The organism is Flectobacillus sp., assembly GCF_049240685.1.
In the GTDB taxonomy this organism is placed as follows: Bacteria; Bacteroidota; Bacteroidia; order Cytophagales; family Spirosomataceae; genus Flectobacillus.
Window position 1 is genome coordinate 53,200 of sequence record NZ_JBMLSD010000399.1, and the last position, 18,569, is coordinate 71,768.

Sequence of the window (18,569 nt, forward strand, 5' to 3'; positions counted from 1 at the left end):
TAAATTTTTGAGCCTTTGGCTTTCAGATATCGGCATTCGGCAAAACACTAAAAACCAATTTAACACTCTTTGCCTTGTGCCTGTTGCCTGTTGCCTTCACACAAAACTTAAATTTTTGAGCCTTTGGCTCTCAGATATCGGCATTCGGCAAAACACTAAAAACCAATTTAACACTCTTTGCCTTGTGCCTGTTGCCTGTTGCCTTATTCCTGTTGCCTGTTGCCTTCAAAACAAAACTTAAATCTAATTGTGTACAAGTACTTACTTTTGGTCCGTCATGAGCAAGTAGTTATCAATCCTATTTTTTACATTCTCTCTAATATTGCCATAGAATAGATTATAGTCTGCTCGGTGCCAAATTTTGGTTTTCAACAACCACCTTCCTTTAACATACGGTTTATTAATCCAAAGCATTCCTGCATGATTTTGGGCATCCACAGCTTCGGGCATAAAAGTAAATTTTAATCCGACCCCACCTTTACTCAAAGTACGAGGTGCAAACTCCTCATCAAGTCTCCAAGTAAGTGGATTGGTACTTACAGAAGTATTGAGTCCATCCTTATACCAAGAAGGAAAATAATCTCTGGCATAGGTATTCCAAGAAACAAAACATCCTGTTTGACTACCATTCTCACAAGCCTTGATGGAACCAAAGGTGTCAGGTTGCGTTGCAATACCGACCAAATAAGCCGCCACAAGTTGCTTCTGTAAAGGCTTTTGATCAAAAAACTCTTTTAGCAATCTTTTGGCATGCACTGTCCCTTGGCTATGTGAAGCTATAACGATAGGGCGCCCCTGATTGTAGTTTTGTAAATAGTACTCAAAGGCAGCTTTGACATCAGCATAAGCCAACTCAAGCGATTTGACCTTATCAGTAAGGTTTTTGGTAACAAAAGCATGATAATGTGCTTGTCTATACCTAGGCGCATAGATACGGCAACTTCCGTTAAAGACAGAAGCCTGATTCAGAATAGTAGATTCGTCGACCATTTTGTTCATAGAAGCATCCGAAACGTCGGCGTTCCAGTCGGAAGAGCCTTGCGGTTTTTGAGTGTAAATAGTAGGATGGACAAAAAACACATCCACTTTTGCCTGTGCTTGAGCATTCTGATAAGTGGACTTTAAAGGCACTTGATCAGCGGGGTCATTTTTTTCAGGTAAAGATGCCCAGTTCTCCTGCAAAGCATAATTTGGCTGAGGAGGATTAGTTGTTTCATCATAATGGCTTTGTATTTGATAGGGAATTCTTTGACAAGAAAGTATAAGCCAAGAAAAAATCAGAAGGTAGAATCGCATAAATTATCTTATTGTATGATTTTTTGAAAAATTTGTAAAAAAACCATTTTCATATTGATTAAATTCTCCAAACATTAGTTAGATTTACGAATCAAACAACTGTTATCGAGAAGAGCGTTCAAAATCGTTTTGAAACACAAACGGTATAATTTTCAAACAATTGTAAAACTACAATTCTTTTTGAGGTAAACAGTTTTTCGTAATCTTAATTCACTAAAAAACGTATGAACAAACTATCTACTACAATAAGACTCCTTACCACTGTCTTATTCTTATTCTGCGCATTTACAAGCTTTTCGCAGACCGTTATTACGGGTAAAGTTTTTGATTCGGCTACCAAAGAAAAGCTTATCGGAGTTAGCATCGCTGTAAAAGGGAAAGTAATTGGTACCATTACAGATGTTAAGGGAAATTTCTCATTAAAAACTAACACTCCTGTTCCATTTACGATTATTGTTTCGAGTGTAGGTTACACTACCCAAGAACTAAAAGTTACTGATAAGACTTCTGATTTCTCGATTGCTTTGGAAGAACAAACCATTATGGGGCAAGAAGTTGTGGTGGCGGCGTCCAGAGTCGAAGAAAGCGTGATGAAATCGCCAGTTTCGGTTGAGAAAATGGACTTAAAAGCAATCCAGCAAACGGCATCCAACAACTTTTATGATGGTTTGGCCAACATGAAGGGTGTTGATATGGCTACACAAGGTATGTTGTTTAAATCTATCAATATGCGTGGATTTGGCTCTACGGGTAACCCTCGTATTGTTCAGATGATTGATGGTATGGACAACTCTGCTCCAGGCTTGAACTTTGCAGTAGACAATATCATTGGTATGCCAGAATTGGACGTTGAAAATGTAGAGGTATTGCCTGGTGCTGCATCGGCGCTTTATGGACCAAACGCAATCAACGGTTTGATTTTGATGAACAGCAAAAGCCCATTCTTATATCAAGGGTTGAGTGCGAACGTAAAAACAGGTATTATGCATGCTAGTAATCGTAGCACAGCAACTACGCCGTTTACAGATATGTCGGTACGTTTTGCTAAAGCATTTAATAATAAAATTGCTTTCAAGTTAAACTTCTCATATATCGGTGCAAAAGATTGGGAAGCTACCAACTATACCAACCTCAACCTAGGTGGTAATGCTGATCCGAGCCGTGGAGCTGGTACAAAAACCGACTATGATGGTATGAACGTGTATGGCGATGAAATTCAAACAAATTTGAATTCCTTGAATGCCGCATTGCCAAATGCCAATGTTAGCCGTACAGGTTATTTAGAAAAGGATTTGGTGGATAACAATACGAAATCTTTGAAATTTAATGGTGCTGTTCATTATCGTTTAACAGAAAAAGTAGAAGCTATTGCTCAATTAAACTATGGTGAAGGTACCACGCTATATACAGGTACAGGACGTTACTCATTACGTGACTTCAAAATCACTCAAGCGAAGTTAGAGTTACGTGGTGATAACTTCAATTTACGTGCTTACACAACTCAGGAGCGCTCGGGCGGTTCGTATACTGCTGGTTTGGCAGCAGTAGGTATGCTAAACGAAATTAAATCAAATACAGCATGGTATACTGAATACGCAGGAGCATTCTTACAAGCTCGTCAGGCTGGTGCAGCCGAAGATGCTGCTCACTTGGCTGCTCGTCAATTTGCAGATCGCAATATGCCAGCACCAGGTTCGGCAGCATTTAATACCCTACTAGAAAAATACCGTAATCTTCCTATTACCCAAGGTGGAGGTGCTTTTGCAGATAAAAGTAACATGTACCATGTAGAAGGTTTTTATAATTTCAAAAATGAAATCAAGTTTTTGGATTTAACTGTGGGAGCCAACTTCCGTAATTATGAGCTACGTTCGGCTGGTACTTTGTTTGCAGACATGAAAGAGGGTAGAAACGGGACTATTTCAATCAATGAATATGGCGGTTTTATCCAAGCTTCAAAAAACTTATTGAACGACCATTTGAAATTGACAGGGTCGTTGAGATATGATAAAAACCAAAACTTCGAAGGTCAATATACTCCACGTTTCTCAGCAGTATATTCACCTAGCCAAGACCACAACATCCGTTTGTCTTATCAAACAGGTTTCCGTATTCCTACTACTCAAAACCAATACATCGACTTAGCTACTCCAGCAGGAACATTGATTGGTGGTTTACCCGAATTTGATTCACGTTACAAATTAGCGACAGGTGTAACTCGCGAAACGTTGACTGCTTTTGCAACGGATGTTGCTAAAAACGGAGCTAACTCCAAGTATTTTACAGACGCTGTAAAGGCAGCAGCCGTACAATACGCAACAGCAGCGGTAACAGCACAATTAGCTAATATTCAACAAGCGGTAATTTCGGCTGTACAAGCCCAAGTAACAGCAGCCGTAACAGCTCAAGTACAAGCGGCTGTTGCAGCAGGACAACTACCAGCGGCCAATGCACCAGCGGCAATTCAAGCGGGTGTAACGCAACAAATGGCGTCTGCTCCTGTACAAACTTTGATTCAGACAAACGTTCAAAATACGGTTAGACAAAAAGTAACTGAAGTAGCTACTCAAGTAACTCCAGCTTATGCATTGGCTGCATTACCTAAATACAAAGCAAAACCACTGACTACTGAAAAAATTCAGTCTTATGAAATTGGTTATAAAGGCTTAATTGCGAAACGTTTATTTGTGGATGCATCGTACTACCACAGTATTTACAAAAACTTTATTGGTGGCACAACAATTGTAGTTCCTACGGCTGCAGCTGGCCCTGGCTTACCAATCGAATCAGGTTTAGGAAGCGGAAGCACTCGTGCTGGATATTCAAGAGTGGCCAATTCGGATGAAGACATTACCATTTCAGGATGGTCGGCTGGTATTAATTATTCTTTTGACAAAGGATACTCGGCTGGAGCAAATATTTCACACAACCAAATGAACAACTTCGTCCCTTCGCCAGAAGTACCTTATGCAGGATTTAACACCCCTTCATACAGCATGAAGTTCAACTTTGGGAAGCGTATCACTAGTGGTAGTACGTGGGGATATAACGTAGCATTCCGTCACCAAAACTCATTTGTTTGGGAGTCTAGCTTCCCGTTACCAACCACCACAGGTATTGATATCTTTACAAATACAGTTGTACCAGCTATCAACAACTTAGACGCACAGTTTAGCTACAAAGTGGCTCCAATTAAGTCAATCATTAAAGTAGGGGCAACTAACTTGTTTGGCAGTCCTTACTTCCAGGCTTTTGGTAGTGCTTCTGTTGGTACTACCTATTATGTAGGTATTACTTTTGATGAATTATTGAACAAATAATATTTTGGTGAATATGTTCAAAAGGGAGGCATACATTTGCCTCCCTTTTTTTATACTTAAATCTCAAAGCTTTCGTTATCAAACTACTACTAATTCATCAATATCTATTTATTTTGCTTTTAATTTTGTCCGTTATCAATCAGTTATTTTCCTACATAACAACGCCAAACACTTATGAAAAAGATCATTTTATTAGGTTTTGCAATTAGCTGCCTGCAACTTGAATCAGAAGCTAGTGTGGCTGAACACAAATCATCCGCAACACATATATCTGCAACTACCATAAAGAGTACCTATAAAAGAAGACGTAAGAAAGGGTTTTTGTGGGGTCTATTTCGTAAAAAAGATTGTGGCTGTCCTAAACATTAGGCTTAGGGCAATCTGCTATGGGCATTTGGCAAAAGTTTCTATGATTTTCTTGAGAAACATGCTTAAAGCATAGGGGAGATTGCCTAAAGCTTACATTAATAGGATATCTGCGATTCACTTGGGGTGAAACTTTTAGCCTTCAAATAACTGATATACAAGTAACTAATAATGTCGTTACCCCTAGTAAATAGTTATGCCTCTTAGCCATTCAAAATAGGATTTAACTCAGATGCTACTAGGCTTCCTACAGGTAAACCTTGTATCCAACGTTGTCGATCGGCTTCCTGATGATGATTTTGAGGTTGAGTAACTTTGGCTCCATCGGCCACAAAAATAATCGTCATCACTTCTCGCATTTTTGAAGAATTGTTACCTGGAGCATTGTGCAGTGTCCATCCAGCATGAAAAGTAGCATCACCTGCTTTCATCGACATGGCTCTTGTCACTGGATATCCCTTTTCTTTGACAATATTTCCAAGGATATCCTCTGATTTATCTGAGATGGCAAGATTTCCCAAAAAACCCAACTCTTGCGAACCAGAGGCAAAAGTAAGCATACCCATCTCTTCCGATATATCTACCAAGGGCATCCACATTGTAATTGTATTATTGGTATCGATAGGCCAATAATATTGATCCTGATGCCAAGGGGTATGTCCTCCTCCAGGTTCTTTAAACAATGCTTGGTCATGATATAATCTCACTTTTTCGACCCCCATCAAATCGGCAGCGATTTGAGCAAACCGCTTTGCAAAGGTAAATTTTTTGATGTCTTCATCTACCTCCCAAAGATTCATCACTTGTAGGAAAGCTTTTCCATAGGTGTCTCGCTCTGATATATCACGAAACTCGGTATTGAATCTTTCTACACCATTATGAATTAAGTGTCTGTAAATTTCTATTTCTTCGGGGTTGACGATGTTATGCAACAAAATATGTCCATTTTGCTGATATTCTGCCTGTTGTTGAGCATTAATCTGATACATAGAAGATAAGTCGGGAAAGAATAAACCATTCATAGTATTAATTCAGAAACAAAAACATGAATAAGATATAATACTTTGTTTTGATTGTTTGATGAAGGCAAAATAACATAAACTTTTTCGAGCTAAATTTATCTTTTTTTACCAATAATTGTGCATTTTTACCTATTTCCTAAGCAAATCCTTATTCTGAGCATAATTTTTATCAAATGAAAGCCTCCTTAGAACAATTAGATAGTGGATTAAATCAATCCTTAATATTTAGGCATTTCAGTTTGCCCTACTTCGATGCTCCGTATCATTTTCATCCAGAATATGAACTAACGCTTATTATCAAGAGCGAAGGGAAAAGATATATTGGGAATCATGTTGCCGATTTTGGGGCAGGTGACTTGGTATTGATAGGCCCCAACCTACCTCATTGTTGGAAAAATGAAACTATTGGCATGGAGGATTCGGCACAGGCTATCGTAATTCAATTTAAGGCTGATTTTTTAGGAGGAGATTTTTTTAAAATAGCCGAAATGCAAAATATTGGTCATTTGCTCGACAAAGCCTCGTCGGGAGTGGTAATTACTGGGGCAACCAAAAAGAGAATTGCAAGAGAAATAAGATTTTTGCTCAATGTGCCACCTATTCAGAGGGTGTTAGGATTATTGGATTTACTAAATACTATAGCATCCGCCCCACAAGACATTCAAGTATTAGAACATCAAGCGCAAACTTATCAGTTAGCAAAAGTTGATTTAGAAAGAATCAACAAAGTTTATGCGTATGTTATCGAAAATTATACGCAGGAAGTGCACCTAGAGACCGCCGCATATTTGGCTAATATGACCGAAACAGCCTTCTGCCGATATTTTAAAAAGGTTACTAAAAAAACTTTTCTTGACGTGGTAACGGAGTATCGCATAAAGCATGCCTGCAATTTGCTGGTAAATACCGACAAACAAGTAGCGGAGGTATGCTTCGAGAGTGGTTTTGGCAATGTGTCGCATTTTAATAAGCAATTCAAAACCATTACCGGGCAAAGTCCACTAGGTTATCGAAAACTGTTCCAGACCGTATAGATATCAACTAATCAAACCGAGGAGGTAGCTGCTCATGATTCATCTCCGTAGGCCATCAAAAATGTGTGATCACTTAATATTTGCTCCAAGAAAGCATAGTCATCTAATGCAGATTCAACCTGCATGATTTCTTTAAGTTTTTGTGCCGTCTGACCAACAAGGCGCGTATCATTTATTTCTTTGTATCTTTGAATAACCTGACGTATGATTTCGATATCAGCGTCCGAAAGTAAGCTAACCTCAGGAATCATCACTTCGTAAGCTTCGTCCAAAACAGGCTGTCGCAACAAATCAAGCGAAACCTTCGGCTCTATTCTAATCACTGTTGTGCCCGCAACGAGATCGCCTAAACGCTGACCTTTGCCTCCAGCAGCAATGGCAATGACCGATACCCAAGGCCCAAACAAACTCATATCAATCAACCTAAAAAGCCATCTTAAGATATAGGCGCTAATCGTGGGAGCACTACCATCGAGCTTGATTACTTTTATGTTTCTGGCTCTTTTGCCAATACTTTGTCCATTGAACCAAATTTCACAAACTAAATCATAAAACATCAATGGGATAATGCCTATGGCAAAGAAGAAAATAGTTCCGATTCGGTCTGAAAATATACGATCATTTAGACCTGAGGCTATCAAGCTAAAAAGTATTATCCATGCAAAAAAAACAACTAAATCAATCAAATAGGCAATAATTCTGTCTCCAATGCTAGCTGGTGTAAAAGCTACTTCGACATTTTGGGCTGTCCGTATTTTTATTTTACTCATTATCTGTCACAGTGGTAAAGTTATTTTGATATATTGCTTAAAATTAAACTACCTTAAGCAAAAATGCACCATGAGAGAGGCATTATTTAAGAAACAAAATCTTGATAAATGGCAATCTTTTGAAGAAGATATACAAAATATTCATTCAGATACCCTAGCCGAAAGATTTATAGAATTGACCGACGACTTAGCTTATGCACAAACGTTTTATCCCAATTCAACAACTACTCGTTATTTGAACGAAATTACGGCACAGTTTTATCGAAAAATCTATGCCAACAAAAAAGAAAATTCTAATCGCTTTGTAACCTTTTGGAAGTACGAAGTACCTATGCTGCTATATCGTTTTCGGCAAGAGCTCGTTGTAGCATTTTGTATTACGATAATCTCGGCGCTTATCGGTGTAATCTCAGCAGCCTATGACGATACCTTTGCTAGATTGATTTTGGGTGATAACTACATTGATATGACTCTCGAAAACATACGAAAAGGAGACCCTCTTGCTGTTTATGGAAGCAACGACCCTTTCATGATGTTCTTACAAATCACTACCAATAATATTCGGGTATCATTCATTTGCTTTGTAGCTGGTTTTTTGTTTTCGGCTGGTACGGCCTATTTACTCATAACCAATGGCATTATGTTGGGAGTATTTCAGTATTTCTGTTACCAGCAGGGCTTCTTGAAGGTATCCTTACTGACCATTTGGCTACATGGAGTGTTAGAAATTTCGTCTATTATCGTAGCTGGGTGTGCGGGCTTGGTCATGGGAAATAGCATCTTATTTCCTCGAACCTATTCGCGCATAGAATCTTTAAAGCGTGGAGCTCAGAATGGTGTCAAAATCGTTATAGCTTTAGTACCTTTGTTTATTATGGCTGGCTTTATTGAAAGCTTTATTACTCGCCAACATCTAAATACCTTTTTTAGCTTGCTAATTATTGTACCATCTTTGATGTTTATTGTATGGTATTTTATCATCTATCCTAAAAATATGTATGAAAAAAACGAGTTATTGAACAATGCCCTAATAAGAATGTAGCATAAGAATTCCTTTTCTTCCTATTTATTAATAATTAAAACTATTATGAAAAAGCAGTATTTAAAACTTGAAAAACAGCGCGATTTTAGTCAAAAAATAAACGACACATTTACTTTTGTTAGACTCAACTTCAGGGATTTCTTCCTTGCTTTGCTATTAATCGTTGGGCCAGTATTATTGATTGCAGGAATTGCGGGAGGGATTCATCAAATCAATTTTTTGAGTAATACGGGGTTGAATAACCCCAATATTGGCGAAAACGCAAGCTTTACGGATATTGTTCGACAAATGAGTACTCGTAGTAAAGATATGATGGGTCCTGCTTATTTCATCATGCTATTCTCTGCCCTTATATCTTCGATTCTGCTGGTAACTACCGTCTACAGCTTTATGCAATGTTATTATGAAGACGCTACAAACAGGATTACAATCGATAGAGTTACCGAAAAGGTAAAGCTTAATTTTATGCCTGTATTTCGAGGATTCTTTTTAGTAGTGCTTGTTTTTTTCGGTATTTTCATGCTTGCAGGTCTTGCATTCTCAGCGCTATCTACGGCTGTTGGAGGAGGCGCTTCATCAGCAATACTCATCATCTCAATAATCTTGATTTTTTTTGCTACTTTTTATTTTATGATTATGTTTTTGCTGAGTCCAGCTATCATTGTTTTTGAGGGTGCGGGGCCAGGACTATCACTGAGAAGAGCCAAATACTTGATTCAGGGCAAATGGTGGTCAACATTCGGATTGGTATTTATAATTACAATATTGGTGTATATTTTGGCTGTTATCTTTAGTCTACCTGCCAGTTTTCTTACTGTTTTGAAAATGCTCCATATTCAAAACAGTCTCACCAACGACTATGTGGTCGTTATAACAACCGCTATTTCAACCGTAGGTACCACTATCTTGTCCTCGATTGTTTATATAGCTTTGGGTTTTCAGTATTTCAATCTTGTAGAACGAAAAGAAGGTAACGGTCTATTTCGTCAAATCAACGATTTAGGAACACATTAAAAGCTTAAGAATCGATTTAGACTCAAATATGAGTAACAAAAAGAAGCATCTTAGAAATATAATTTATGGGGTCATACTTAGCTTGTGGGTGACCCTCATACCTATTGCTCGTCTCGAAGGACAAATCAGTAGGGTCGATACTGTGACACAATTCGGTTCTGTAAAGTATCCTGACGAAACCTTAAACAAACTTCGAAAAGAAAAGAAATACCAGTATCAACCTGCGCCAATTACCGAAATGTCATTGGCCGACCGCCTTTGGCTTTCTATACTCAAATGGTTTATGGGGCTATTTGATCAAACCGCCACTGGCAAAACCATGAAGATTGGTATGTATATTTTTGTAGCTATTGTTTTAATTTTTGCTATCATGAAGCTAATTGGTATTGAATTTGCCAATATTTTTGGGCGAAAAGACCAAGCACTTTCTATCGATTATCAAATACTAGAACAAGACATTCATGCGTTAGATTTTGACACATCCATAGAGGAGGCTCTTTCAAACCAACAGTACCGACTTGCCATTCGATTATATTATCTTCAAGTACTCAAAGGGCTTAGTAATCAAGAATTAATTGAGTGGCGATTGAATAAAACCAACCGAAGTTATATATATGAACTAAAATCCCCCGAACTTCGTCAAGAATTTGAATCTCTTACTACCTTATTTGAATATATCTGGTATGGAGACTTTTTGATTAGTACAACTGAATTTGAATCTATACAAAATCAATTTTCCAACTTTAATCGCAGTATAACACGAAGCAGGCATTAGCCTTCCAAAGCGTGAGATAAACATGAAAAAGATAAGCCTAATTTTTTTGTTAGGGATTTCCTCAGCTCTAACTTTCAGCTCTTTTAAAACCACTACTATTGCAGACAAAACACAAAATAGACGCATTGAGGAAGTTGAATACGATACGATAAATTTTGAGTCAACGATTGTATCTGGCGTAAAACTAGGAGGCCCCTATGGTGCTCTGCTAGAAAAACTTGGCTCGCCAGACTCTGTAAGAAAAGAAGAAACGCCTGATTCTCAAAATAGTGATCATTTTGAGATTTATCTTTATGGAAAAGACTCTTTCTATGTTATGGACGAACAGGTAAGTGGTTTTGAGCTAAAATCAACCAAATTTCAACTTGACAACATTGGAGGCTTGAAAGTAGGAGACCCCATTTCGAAAGTAAAAAAGTTGTTTCCCAAATCATATAAATACCGCGATGCTGATGAATTTAACCCTTCTTGGATTACCATTAGCGTACAATTTGGTAGCTCTGATTCTTTCTTAGAGATTTATTGTGAAAACTCAAAAGTAAAAAGTATTACTACAGTCACTGACGACGAAGAGGAGGAGGAATAAAATAAAAAAGCATTTGACCAGCTCAAATGCTTTTTTATTTGCCATAGATTTATAGATTTGTAAAAAAGTGATTATGAAAGACTATGGAGTCGTTAGAGCCAGCTACCTATTCACAAAAAATATCTCGCACCATTGAATGGCACAAAAAACCAAATATATCATTGTTTTGATTGTTACCTTCTTAGGCTTTATTGCTATAGAAATATTTAAGCCTAAGCCAACGGTTTGGGTTCCTACTTACTCCAATGCCGATGATATACCCTATGGAGGGCAAATTTTGTATCGTATATTACCCGAACTTTTTCCCAACCAAAAGATTCATGATGAAAAATTTCCTGTTTTAGCCAAGCATACAAATCAAAACACGGATTTTCGTCAAACCACGTATATCAGCATAGCCAATTCTTTTACCCTCGATTCAATCAGTTTGAACAAACTACTCACGTTTGTAGATAATGGAAACACTGTATTTATTGCGGCAGAAGATTTTGGTTCTCTTGCAGACACCTTACATTTTTCTATCGACTATGAAAGTGTTCTAAAAAAAGGAAGCAGCATCTCTATTAATTTTACAAATCCACAAATTAAACAAAAAAAGCCCTTTCGATTCAGGATGGATGATGCTGAGGCTTTTTTTGAAGATAGTATTTCAACCCAAACCCAATGGACTATTTTAGCTCGTAACAATACACAAAAAGCTACTTATATTAAGATAAAATGGGGAAACGGAACATTTTTTCTTAATTCTACACCAAAAGCCTTTAGCAATTATTATGTTATTAGTCCGTCAAATAGCCATTTTGCGATTAATGCATTAAGATATTTGCCCCAACAAACCATTTATTGGGATGAATATTACCAAGCAGCCTCTTTTGGGTCGGGTTATAGAACCATGAGTAAATCTATCCAAAAAGCAGGAGAAGCCTCCTACGATGAGTCCCCTTTTAGGTATATTATTAGCCAACCAGCCCTGCGATGGGCCTATTACCTAACTCTAATTGGCTTAGGGCTATTCATGATTTTTGAGGCCAAACGTCGCCAAAGAATTATTCCTATTATTCAAACCCCAGCAAATACCTCCGTTGTATTTGTCAAAACAATTGGACAACTGTATTTTAACAAGAAAGAACACTTGATAATTGCCCGAAAGAAAATCACTCATTTGCTACACTTTATTCGCGATAGGTTTTACTTAAATACCAATCTAATTGATGATGATTTTCTTGAAGAGTTAAGTCACAAATCTGGAATAGAAGTAGCTAGCCTACAAGCTATTTTCAAGATGATTCAGCATATCAATACAACAGACCATATTTCTGAAAAAGAACTCATACTTTTTAACAATAAAATTGAAGAATTTCATCAAGCCGTAAAGCAATAAAGTATCGTACCAAAGCTCTATTATTCACGCTCTTTTACCCAAAATTATGAATTTTGAATCACGCATCGACTTAAGCGAATTACACCAAGCAGTTACAGACATCCGCCAGCAAATAGGCAATATTATAGTTGGTCAGGCACATACTATCGACTTGTTACTGACGGCACTCTTGGCCGACGGGCACATCTTATTGGAAGGTGTACCTGGAGTTGCAAAAACACTCATAGCCAAATTGTTATCACGAACTATATCTGTCGACTTCAGTAGGATTCAGTTCACCCCCGACATGATGCCTTCGGATGTATTAGGAACCGCCGTGTTTAATCCAAAAATTAGTGATTTTGAGTTCAGAAAAGGTCCTATATTTTCTAATATTATCCTCATAGACGAAATCAACCGCTCGCCTGCCAAAACACAGTCAGCATTGTTTGAGGTAATGGAAGAGCGTCAAATCACCAATGCAGGTAGCACCTATCCAATGGCATTTCCGTTTTTGGTCATTGCAACCCAAAATCCCATCGAGCAAGAGGGTACATACCGACTTCCTGAAGCGCAACTAGACCGTTTTATGTTCAAAATCTTGGTAGGATATCCTAATCTCAACGAAGAAATCGAAATTTTGAAAGGTCATCATCATAGAGCAAAAACAGAATTATCAAAGTTAGAAGACAATATCAAGGCAGTATTAAATTCGGAGCAATTGGCAAACTTAAGAGCCAAAGTGAAACAGGTGCTTGTTGACGAAAATATATTAGAATATATCGCAAAATTAATTCACGAGACTCGGCGCTCCAAATTCTTGTACCTAGGTGCATCTCCACGTGCGTCAGTAGCTTTACTACAAGCATCCAAAGCATTTGCGGCAATACGTGGTCGAGATTTTGTTACTCCAGAAGATATCCAAGAATTACTACCAACGGTGCTTCGTCATCGTGTGGCACTTACGCCCGAAAAAGAAATGGAAGGGGCAAGTATCGAAGATGTCCTAAAGGGCATAGTCCAAAAAGTAGAGGTACCTCGTTAAAGCTTTTTTTCCATATTCTAAACAAATTATATCATTTTTCATCATACCTTTGTGATTACAATCACAAAAAAGGGGTGCCTTATAACAACGGGCTGAGATTATACCCATTGAACCTGATACAGGTAATGCTGTCGAAGGGATTTTGATGATAGATAGTAACGCTATATCTTTCTATCATTCAATTAATCAATATTTTACGGGTTATTTTTATTGTTAAATCGGACAGGATTTGACTCCTTTACCTGTCGTTATGTTTTCAAAAATGATGAAAAATTTAACGACTGAGCAGTTTTTCGTAAAAAAAAGTCTTTCCAAACTACCATACGAGTTTACTCAGAAAGTATTTATGGTAATGATATTGTGCATCCTAGCGGTATCAGCGCATGCACAATTTAGTATTTCTGGGAAAGTCACAGATGCTGAAACCAAAAAAGCTTTGGCAGGAGCCACGCTCACTATCGACAATACCATGCGTGGTACCATTACTGATGCTAATGGCAATTTTGTAATCAAAAATCTTAAAAAAGGAACCTACCTCATCAAGGTAAGTTTTGTTGGTTTTGAGAAACAAAGTAATTCTATCGAACTTCTACAAAATTCGACTATCTCGTTTTCGCTTCAGAAAAGCTCCTTTATGGCCGACGAAGTTGTGGTAAACGCTACTCGTGCCAATGAAAAATCTGGGGTAGCTTATACCAATGTGAGTAAAGAAGACCTTCAGAAACAAAACCTTGGTCAGGACATACCCCAATTGCTCAACTTCACCCCCTCGCTAGTAACTACCTCCGACGCAGGGGCAGGTATTGGCTACACAGGTATTCGTATTCGTGGTACAGACGCTACCCGTATCAATGTCACTATCAATGGCATTCCGCTCAACGATGCCGAATCTCAGGGCGTTTATTGGGTAAATATGCCTGATTTTGCTAGTTCAACCAACTCCATTCAAATTCAGCGTGGGGTAGGAACCTCTACTAATGGAGCAGGGGCGTTTGGTGCAACTGTAAATATGTCGACCAACGAATTTAGAAAAGAGGCTTATGCCGAATCCAACAACTCATTTGGTTCATTTAATACTTTCAAAAACACTATTTTGGTAGGTTCGGGGCTGTTAAATAACCGCTTTACTTTGGATGCCCGTTTGTCGAGACTCAAATCTGATGGGTATATCGACCGTGCCTCCTCTGACCTGCGTTCGTTTTATTTATCGGGCGCATACTTTACTAAAAAATCATTCTATCGTTTGAATGTATTTTCTGGAAAAGAGAAAACTTACCAAGCTTGGGAGGGTGTACCAGAGTATTTATTGAGCACCAATCGTACTTACAACCCTTATACGTATCCAAACCAAACCGATAATTATCAGCAAGACCATTATCAATTATTATCGTCGCATAGTCTTTCCTCTAATTGGTCATTCAACTTCAACTTGCATTATACCTATGGTCGCGGGTATTATGAACAATTTAAAGAGCAAGACAAATTCTCGAAATATGGATTACCCAATGTAGTAATTGGTAATACGACTATTACAAAAACAGATTTAGTCCGTCAAAAATGGTTGGATAATGACTTTTACGGAAGTACATTCTCGTTTGATTATAAAGGAAATAATCGCTTGAGTGCAAATATTGGTGGAGCTTGGAACCAATATGATGGTCGTCATTATGGACAAATCATCTGGGCACAATATACATCAACTGCTAAATTGGGGGATAAATACTACAATGGAACAGCCCTAAAAACAGATTTTAATGTTTACGGAAAAGTATATTATCAATTACTAGAAAAATTAAATGCTTTTGCCGACTTACAATATCGTACGGTTGGTTATAGCATCAAAGGAATTGATGATAACTTGGTTGATATTTCTCAAAGTAAAAATTACAACTTTTTCAATCCAAAGATGGGCTTGACTTATCAAATCTCAACGGGTACTTCTGCCTTTGTGTCTTACAGTATAGGCAATAAAGAGCCAAACCGCTCCGACTTTGTAGATAATCCAGGCAGAGCCCCGCAGGCAGAAACTCTGCGCGATTTGGAGGTAGGTTTTAAAACACAAAAAGGAAAAGTGGCATTTGAAGCAAATGCCTATTGGATGGATTACAAAAATCAATTGGTTTTGACTGGAAAATTGAATGACGTAGGAACTCCAATTCGTATCAATGTACCTAGTAGTTATAGAATGGGACTTGAACTACAAGCAGGAGTTCAATTAAACAAAGCATTGAAGTGGAACGTAAATGCAACCCTCTCAAGCAACAAAATCAACAACTTTACTGAGATAGTACCAAGTTATGACGAGCCCTATATTGACGTAGAGAACAAGTTTGCTAAGACCGACATTGCGTTTTCGCCAAATATCATAGGAGGTTCACAGTTACTTTACACGCCTCTCAAAGGGCTTGAGCTTGGCTTATTATCCAAATATGTAGGTAAACAATATATGGACAATACCAGTAATGAAAACCGTAAGTTGAATGCCTATTTTACGAATGATTTACGAGTTATTTACACCTTCAAACCTTCATTCTGTAAAGAATTAGGATTGAGTTTGTTGGGTAACAATATTTTCAATACACTTTACGAATCCAATGGTTATACTTACAGTTATGTTTATGAGGGGCAAACTGTAACCGAAAACTTTTACTACCCACAAGCAGGATTTAACTTTTTGTTAGGAGTAAATATTAAGTTTTAAATCCTTATTATCTGCTTATACAAAAGCGCCTAAATGTTGGCATTTAGGCGCTTTTGTATAAAGTATGACCGTTTAATAAGATTCGCTAACACTGCCTACCATAGATTTGTTAACTTCGGGAAAACAACAAAGTATACACATTCGTCTATCACCCTAGCAAATTAATACTTCTATAATCTATAAAGTTAATCCTAGTAAGTGGTTCGCGAGCTCGTAAGATTTATCTACGAGCTTTTTCCTTTTTAGTAAGTACCTATCGGAAAACTTAGTCCAAAATTTACACTAAAAGCTCTATTCGAAACATTTTGAGCTTGTCCTTTCATTACGTCTGTCAAACCCAAACCATAACGAGCATCGAGATTTAACCACATTTTTTGACTTAAGGCATAATTTACACCTGCACCCAAAGTTAGCCCTACATCGTTTTTGTTATAGGCAGTTCCTCCTGCATTCAACTCTCCTCCATTTTGATTTTTTGCACTCGTCAAAAACCCAACATAAGGGCCAGCAAACACCTTGGGTCTCCATTGCCCTGTAGTTTGTTTGGAGCCAAAATAATACGTTGCTAAAACAGGAATTTGTACATAATCAAGATTGATTTCTTCGTTGCTATTCTTAAATTTTGCACCAAGCTCGCTATATAATACTTGTGCACCAATACCAAAATGAGCTTGTGTACTATAGTTAACAAACAAACCTGTCACAATACCAGCTTTAGATTCTAAGGAATTAAACCCTGACAAGTTCGAAAAATTTACCCCAACAGTAGGGCCGAACGATAAATTTTGTGCTTTCAAAAGTGGCGAGCATACACACAATAAAGCAAGGACAGCAAATCTTTTAATGTTTAGCATAAGATTAAGGATTTTAATGAAAAATAAAACAATCACGATAGCCCCCCTTTGAGTGGCTGTTTGACTATAAAACCTCAAAATCTTATAAAATATTGGTTAGAATGGCTCTAATTGAGTAATCGGCTCATTATTTAAAGGCAGGAATGCCCGTTATTTCCGCTCCCAAAATCAATAAATGGATATCGTGTGTACCCTCATAAGTAACTACAGATTCGAGATTCATGAGGTGCCTCATTATAGGGTATTCACCCGTAATACCCATACCTCCATGTAGTTGGCGTGCTTCTCTGGCAATCTTTAAGGCTATTTCAACGTTGTTTCTTTTGGCCAAAGAAATTTGTGAAGTAGTTGCTTTTCCCTCATTTTTTAGCATCCCCAATCTCCAACAAATTAGTTGTGCCTTGGTTATCTCTGTGAGCATCTCAGCAAGCTTTTTTTGTACCAATTGAAACGAGGCAATCGGCTTATCAAATTGGATTCTTTCAAGAGTATATTTTTTTGCAGAATCATAGCAGTCCATGGCAGCACCCAATGCACCCCAAGCAATTCCATAACGAGCCGAATCCAGACAACCCAAAGGACCGCGCAAACCATCTGCCTTAGGTAATAGATTTTCTTTAGGCACTTTTACCTGATCAAAAACCAACTCACCTGTACAACTCGCCCTTAATGACCATTTTTGATGTATTTCAGGTGTCGAAAAACCTTCCATTCCTCTTTCTACGATGAGTCCTTTGATACGGCCTTGTTCATTTTTGGCCCAAACAACGGCAATATCTGCCATTGGCGCATTAGATATCCACATTTTTGAACCATTGAGCAAATAATAATCCCCTTTATCTTCAATTTTAGTCTGCATACCCGCTGGATTTGAGCCAAAATCAGGTTCTGTTAAACCAAAACACCCAAGCAGCTCACCCGAAGCTAACTTTGGAAGGTATTTTTGTTTTTGCACTTCTGACCCATATTCATAAATCGGATACATCACCAAAGAGCCTTGAACCGAGGCCATCGAGCGTAGTCCAGAATCGCCTCTTTCCACCTCCTGCATCATTAATCCGTAGGCAATATAATCGAGTCCTCCTGCGCCATATTGCTCAGGAATCGTTGGTCCAAATAAGCCCATTTCTCCAAATTTTTTGACCAAGTGAGCAGGAAATACCGCATTTTGAGCTGCATCTTCAATAATTGGCGATACCTCTTTTTTAATAAAATCTCTAACCGATTGCCTAATCAAAAGATGTTCCTCGCTTAGCAAATCATCTATTTGATAAAAATCTGGTGATTCAAAACTATCCGTCTTATTTGATTGATGAAATTCCATGGTTTTGTTTGTTATGTATTGTTATTAGTAATAGGCTTGGGGCTATGGGCATTTGGCACT

Annotated in this window: 15 protein-coding genes and 1 riboswitch; of the genes, 10 read left to right on the forward strand and 5 right to left on the reverse strand. The window is 37.9% G+C overall.

Annotation, left to right across the window (positions count from 1 at the left end; genetic code table 11):
* Positions 1–261: 261 nt before the first annotated feature.
* The gene (locus tag ACOVQ4_RS18255; RefSeq protein WP_421822050.1) at positions 262–1,296 is read right to left on the reverse strand and encodes a DUF3089 domain-containing protein; all 1,035 of its coding nucleotides are present in this window, start codon (positions 1,294–1,296) and stop codon (positions 262–264) included.
* A gap of 224 nt (positions 1,297–1,520) precedes the next feature.
* Here ACOVQ4_RS18255 and ACOVQ4_RS18260 point away from each other — a divergent pair, with 224 nt between their 5' ends.
* Both ACOVQ4_RS18260 and ACOVQ4_RS18265 read left to right on the forward strand, forming a co-directional pair.
* The gene (locus ACOVQ4_RS18260; protein ID WP_421822051.1) at positions 1,521–4,616 is read left to right on the forward strand and encodes a TonB-dependent receptor domain-containing protein; all 3,096 of its coding nucleotides are present in this window, start codon (positions 1,521–1,523) and stop codon (positions 4,614–4,616) included.
* Positions 4,617–4,790: 174 nt separating this feature from the next.
* Positions 4,791–4,985, forward strand: coding sequence for a hypothetical protein (locus ACOVQ4_RS18265; RefSeq protein ID WP_421822052.1), 195 nt, complete (start codon positions 4,791–4,793; stop codon positions 4,983–4,985).
* A gap of 200 nt (positions 4,986–5,185) precedes the next feature.
* Here the strand turns inward: ACOVQ4_RS18265 and ACOVQ4_RS18270 are convergent, their stop codons facing one another.
* A complete protein-coding gene (locus tag ACOVQ4_RS18270; protein ID WP_421822053.1) occupies positions 5,186–6,004 on the reverse strand; it encodes a phytanoyl-CoA dioxygenase family protein in 819 nt (272 codons plus the stop codon).
* A 173-nt stretch (positions 6,005–6,177) separates the two neighbouring features.
* Between ACOVQ4_RS18270 and ACOVQ4_RS18275 the strand changes: the two genes are divergently transcribed.
* The gene (locus tag ACOVQ4_RS18275) at positions 6,178–7,038 is read left to right on the forward strand and encodes an AraC family transcriptional regulator (RefSeq protein ID WP_421822054.1); all 861 of its coding nucleotides are present in this window, start codon (positions 6,178–6,180) and stop codon (positions 7,036–7,038) included.
* Between the two features lie 32 nt (positions 7,039–7,070).
* On the opposite strand, the gene ACOVQ4_RS18280 is transcribed toward ACOVQ4_RS18275, so the two are convergent.
* Positions 7,071–7,808 carry an RDD family protein gene (locus ACOVQ4_RS18280; protein ID WP_421822055.1) on the reverse strand — a complete coding sequence of 246 codons (738 nt, stop codon included), beginning with the start codon at positions 7,806–7,808 and terminating at the stop codon, positions 7,071–7,073.
* Positions 7,809–7,878: 70 nt separating this feature from the next.
* Here ACOVQ4_RS18280 and ACOVQ4_RS18285 point away from each other — a divergent pair, with 70 nt between their 5' ends.
* From ACOVQ4_RS18285 to ACOVQ4_RS18315, 7 genes are all read left to right on the forward strand, one after another.
* A complete protein-coding gene (locus ACOVQ4_RS18285; RefSeq protein ID WP_421822056.1) occupies positions 7,879–8,850 on the forward strand; it encodes a stage II sporulation protein M in 972 nt (323 codons plus the stop codon).
* Positions 8,851–8,895: 45 nt separating this feature from the next.
* The gene (locus ACOVQ4_RS18290) at positions 8,896–9,864 is read left to right on the forward strand and encodes a hypothetical protein (RefSeq protein WP_421822057.1); all 969 of its coding nucleotides are present in this window, start codon (positions 8,896–8,898) and stop codon (positions 9,862–9,864) included.
* A 28-nt stretch (positions 9,865–9,892) separates the two neighbouring features.
* The gene (locus ACOVQ4_RS18295) at positions 9,893–10,639 is read left to right on the forward strand and encodes a DUF4129 domain-containing protein (RefSeq protein WP_421822058.1); all 747 of its coding nucleotides are present in this window, start codon (positions 9,893–9,895) and stop codon (positions 10,637–10,639) included.
* A gap of 22 nt (positions 10,640–10,661) precedes the next feature.
* Positions 10,662–11,225, forward strand: a complete 564-nt coding sequence (locus ACOVQ4_RS18300) for a hypothetical protein (RefSeq protein WP_421822059.1) — start codon at positions 10,662–10,664, stop codon at positions 11,223–11,225.
* A 136-nt stretch (positions 11,226–11,361) separates the two neighbouring features.
* On the forward strand, positions 11,362–12,606 hold the full coding sequence (locus ACOVQ4_RS18305; RefSeq protein ID WP_421822060.1) for a DUF4350 domain-containing protein: 1,245 nt from the start codon (positions 11,362–11,364) through the stop codon (positions 12,604–12,606).
* Between the two features lie 46 nt (positions 12,607–12,652).
* Entirely contained in the window at positions 12,653–13,630 is a 978-nt protein-coding gene (locus tag ACOVQ4_RS18310) for an AAA family ATPase (protein WP_421822061.1), read from the forward strand.
* Between the two features lie 60 nt (positions 13,631–13,690).
* Positions 13,691–13,787, forward strand: a riboswitch (TPP riboswitch).
* 189 nt (positions 13,788–13,976) lie between these two features.
* Positions 13,977–16,331: a TonB-dependent receptor gene (locus ACOVQ4_RS18315; RefSeq protein ID WP_421822069.1), complete on the forward strand. Its 2,355-nt coding sequence runs from the start codon at positions 13,977–13,979 to the stop codon at positions 16,329–16,331.
* A 242-nt stretch (positions 16,332–16,573) separates the two neighbouring features.
* Here ACOVQ4_RS18315 and ACOVQ4_RS18320 read toward each other — a convergent pair whose 3' ends face one another.
* Both ACOVQ4_RS18320 and ACOVQ4_RS18325 read right to left on the reverse strand, forming a co-directional pair.
* The gene (locus ACOVQ4_RS18320) at positions 16,574–17,185 is read right to left on the reverse strand and encodes a porin family protein (RefSeq protein ID WP_421822062.1); all 612 of its coding nucleotides are present in this window, start codon (positions 17,183–17,185) and stop codon (positions 16,574–16,576) included.
* Positions 17,186–17,312: 127 nt separating this feature from the next.
* Positions 17,313–18,509: an acyl-CoA dehydrogenase family protein gene (locus ACOVQ4_RS18325; protein ID WP_421822063.1), complete on the reverse strand. Its 1,197-nt coding sequence runs from the start codon at positions 18,507–18,509 to the stop codon at positions 17,313–17,315.
* Positions 18,510–18,569 lie beyond the last annotated feature (60 nt).

What these genes read in the sequence shown, in the direction of transcription:
- ACOVQ4_RS18290 (WP_421822057.1), top strand. Translation starts at nt 8,896, where the DNA reads ATGAAAAAGCAGTATTTAAAACTTGAAAAACAGCGCGATTTTAGTCAA.
- ACOVQ4_RS18270 (WP_421822053.1), bottom strand. Translation starts at nt 6,004, where the DNA reads ATGAATGGTTTATTCTTTCCCGACTTATCTTCTATGTATCAGATTAAT.
- ACOVQ4_RS18315 (WP_421822069.1), top strand. Translation starts at nt 13,977, where the DNA reads ATGGTAATGATATTGTGCATCCTAGCGGTATCAGCGCATGCACAATTT.
- ACOVQ4_RS18310 (WP_421822061.1), top strand. Translation starts at nt 12,653, where the DNA reads ATGAATTTTGAATCACGCATCGACTTAAGCGAATTACACCAAGCAGTT.
- ACOVQ4_RS18285 (WP_421822056.1), top strand. Translation starts at nt 7,879, where the DNA reads ATGAGAGAGGCATTATTTAAGAAACAAAATCTTGATAAATGGCAATCT.
- ACOVQ4_RS18305 (WP_421822060.1), top strand. Translation starts at nt 11,362, where the DNA reads ATGGCACAAAAAACCAAATATATCATTGTTTTGATTGTTACCTTCTTA.
- ACOVQ4_RS18280 (WP_421822055.1), bottom strand. Translation starts at nt 7,808, where the DNA reads ATGAGTAAAATAAAAATACGGACAGCCCAAAATGTCGAAGTAGCTTTT.
- ACOVQ4_RS18275 (WP_421822054.1), top strand. Translation starts at nt 6,178, where the DNA reads ATGAAAGCCTCCTTAGAACAATTAGATAGTGGATTAAATCAATCCTTA.
- ACOVQ4_RS18265 (WP_421822052.1), top strand. Translation starts at nt 4,791, where the DNA reads ATGAAAAAGATCATTTTATTAGGTTTTGCAATTAGCTGCCTGCAACTT.
- ACOVQ4_RS18260 (WP_421822051.1), top strand. Translation starts at nt 1,521, where the DNA reads ATGAACAAACTATCTACTACAATAAGACTCCTTACCACTGTCTTATTC.
- ACOVQ4_RS18325 (WP_421822063.1), bottom strand. Translation starts at nt 18,509, where the DNA reads ATGGAATTTCATCAATCAAATAAGACGGATAGTTTTGAATCACCAGAT.
- ACOVQ4_RS18320 (WP_421822062.1), bottom strand. Translation starts at nt 17,185, where the DNA reads ATGCTAAACATTAAAAGATTTGCTGTCCTTGCTTTATTGTGTGTATGC.
- ACOVQ4_RS18295 (WP_421822058.1), top strand. Translation starts at nt 9,893, where the DNA reads ATGAGTAACAAAAAGAAGCATCTTAGAAATATAATTTATGGGGTCATA.
- ACOVQ4_RS18300 (WP_421822059.1), top strand. Translation starts at nt 10,662, where the DNA reads ATGAAAAAGATAAGCCTAATTTTTTTGTTAGGGATTTCCTCAGCTCTA.
- ACOVQ4_RS18255 (WP_421822050.1), bottom strand. Translation starts at nt 1,296, where the DNA reads ATGCGATTCTACCTTCTGATTTTTTCTTGGCTTATACTTTCTTGTCAA.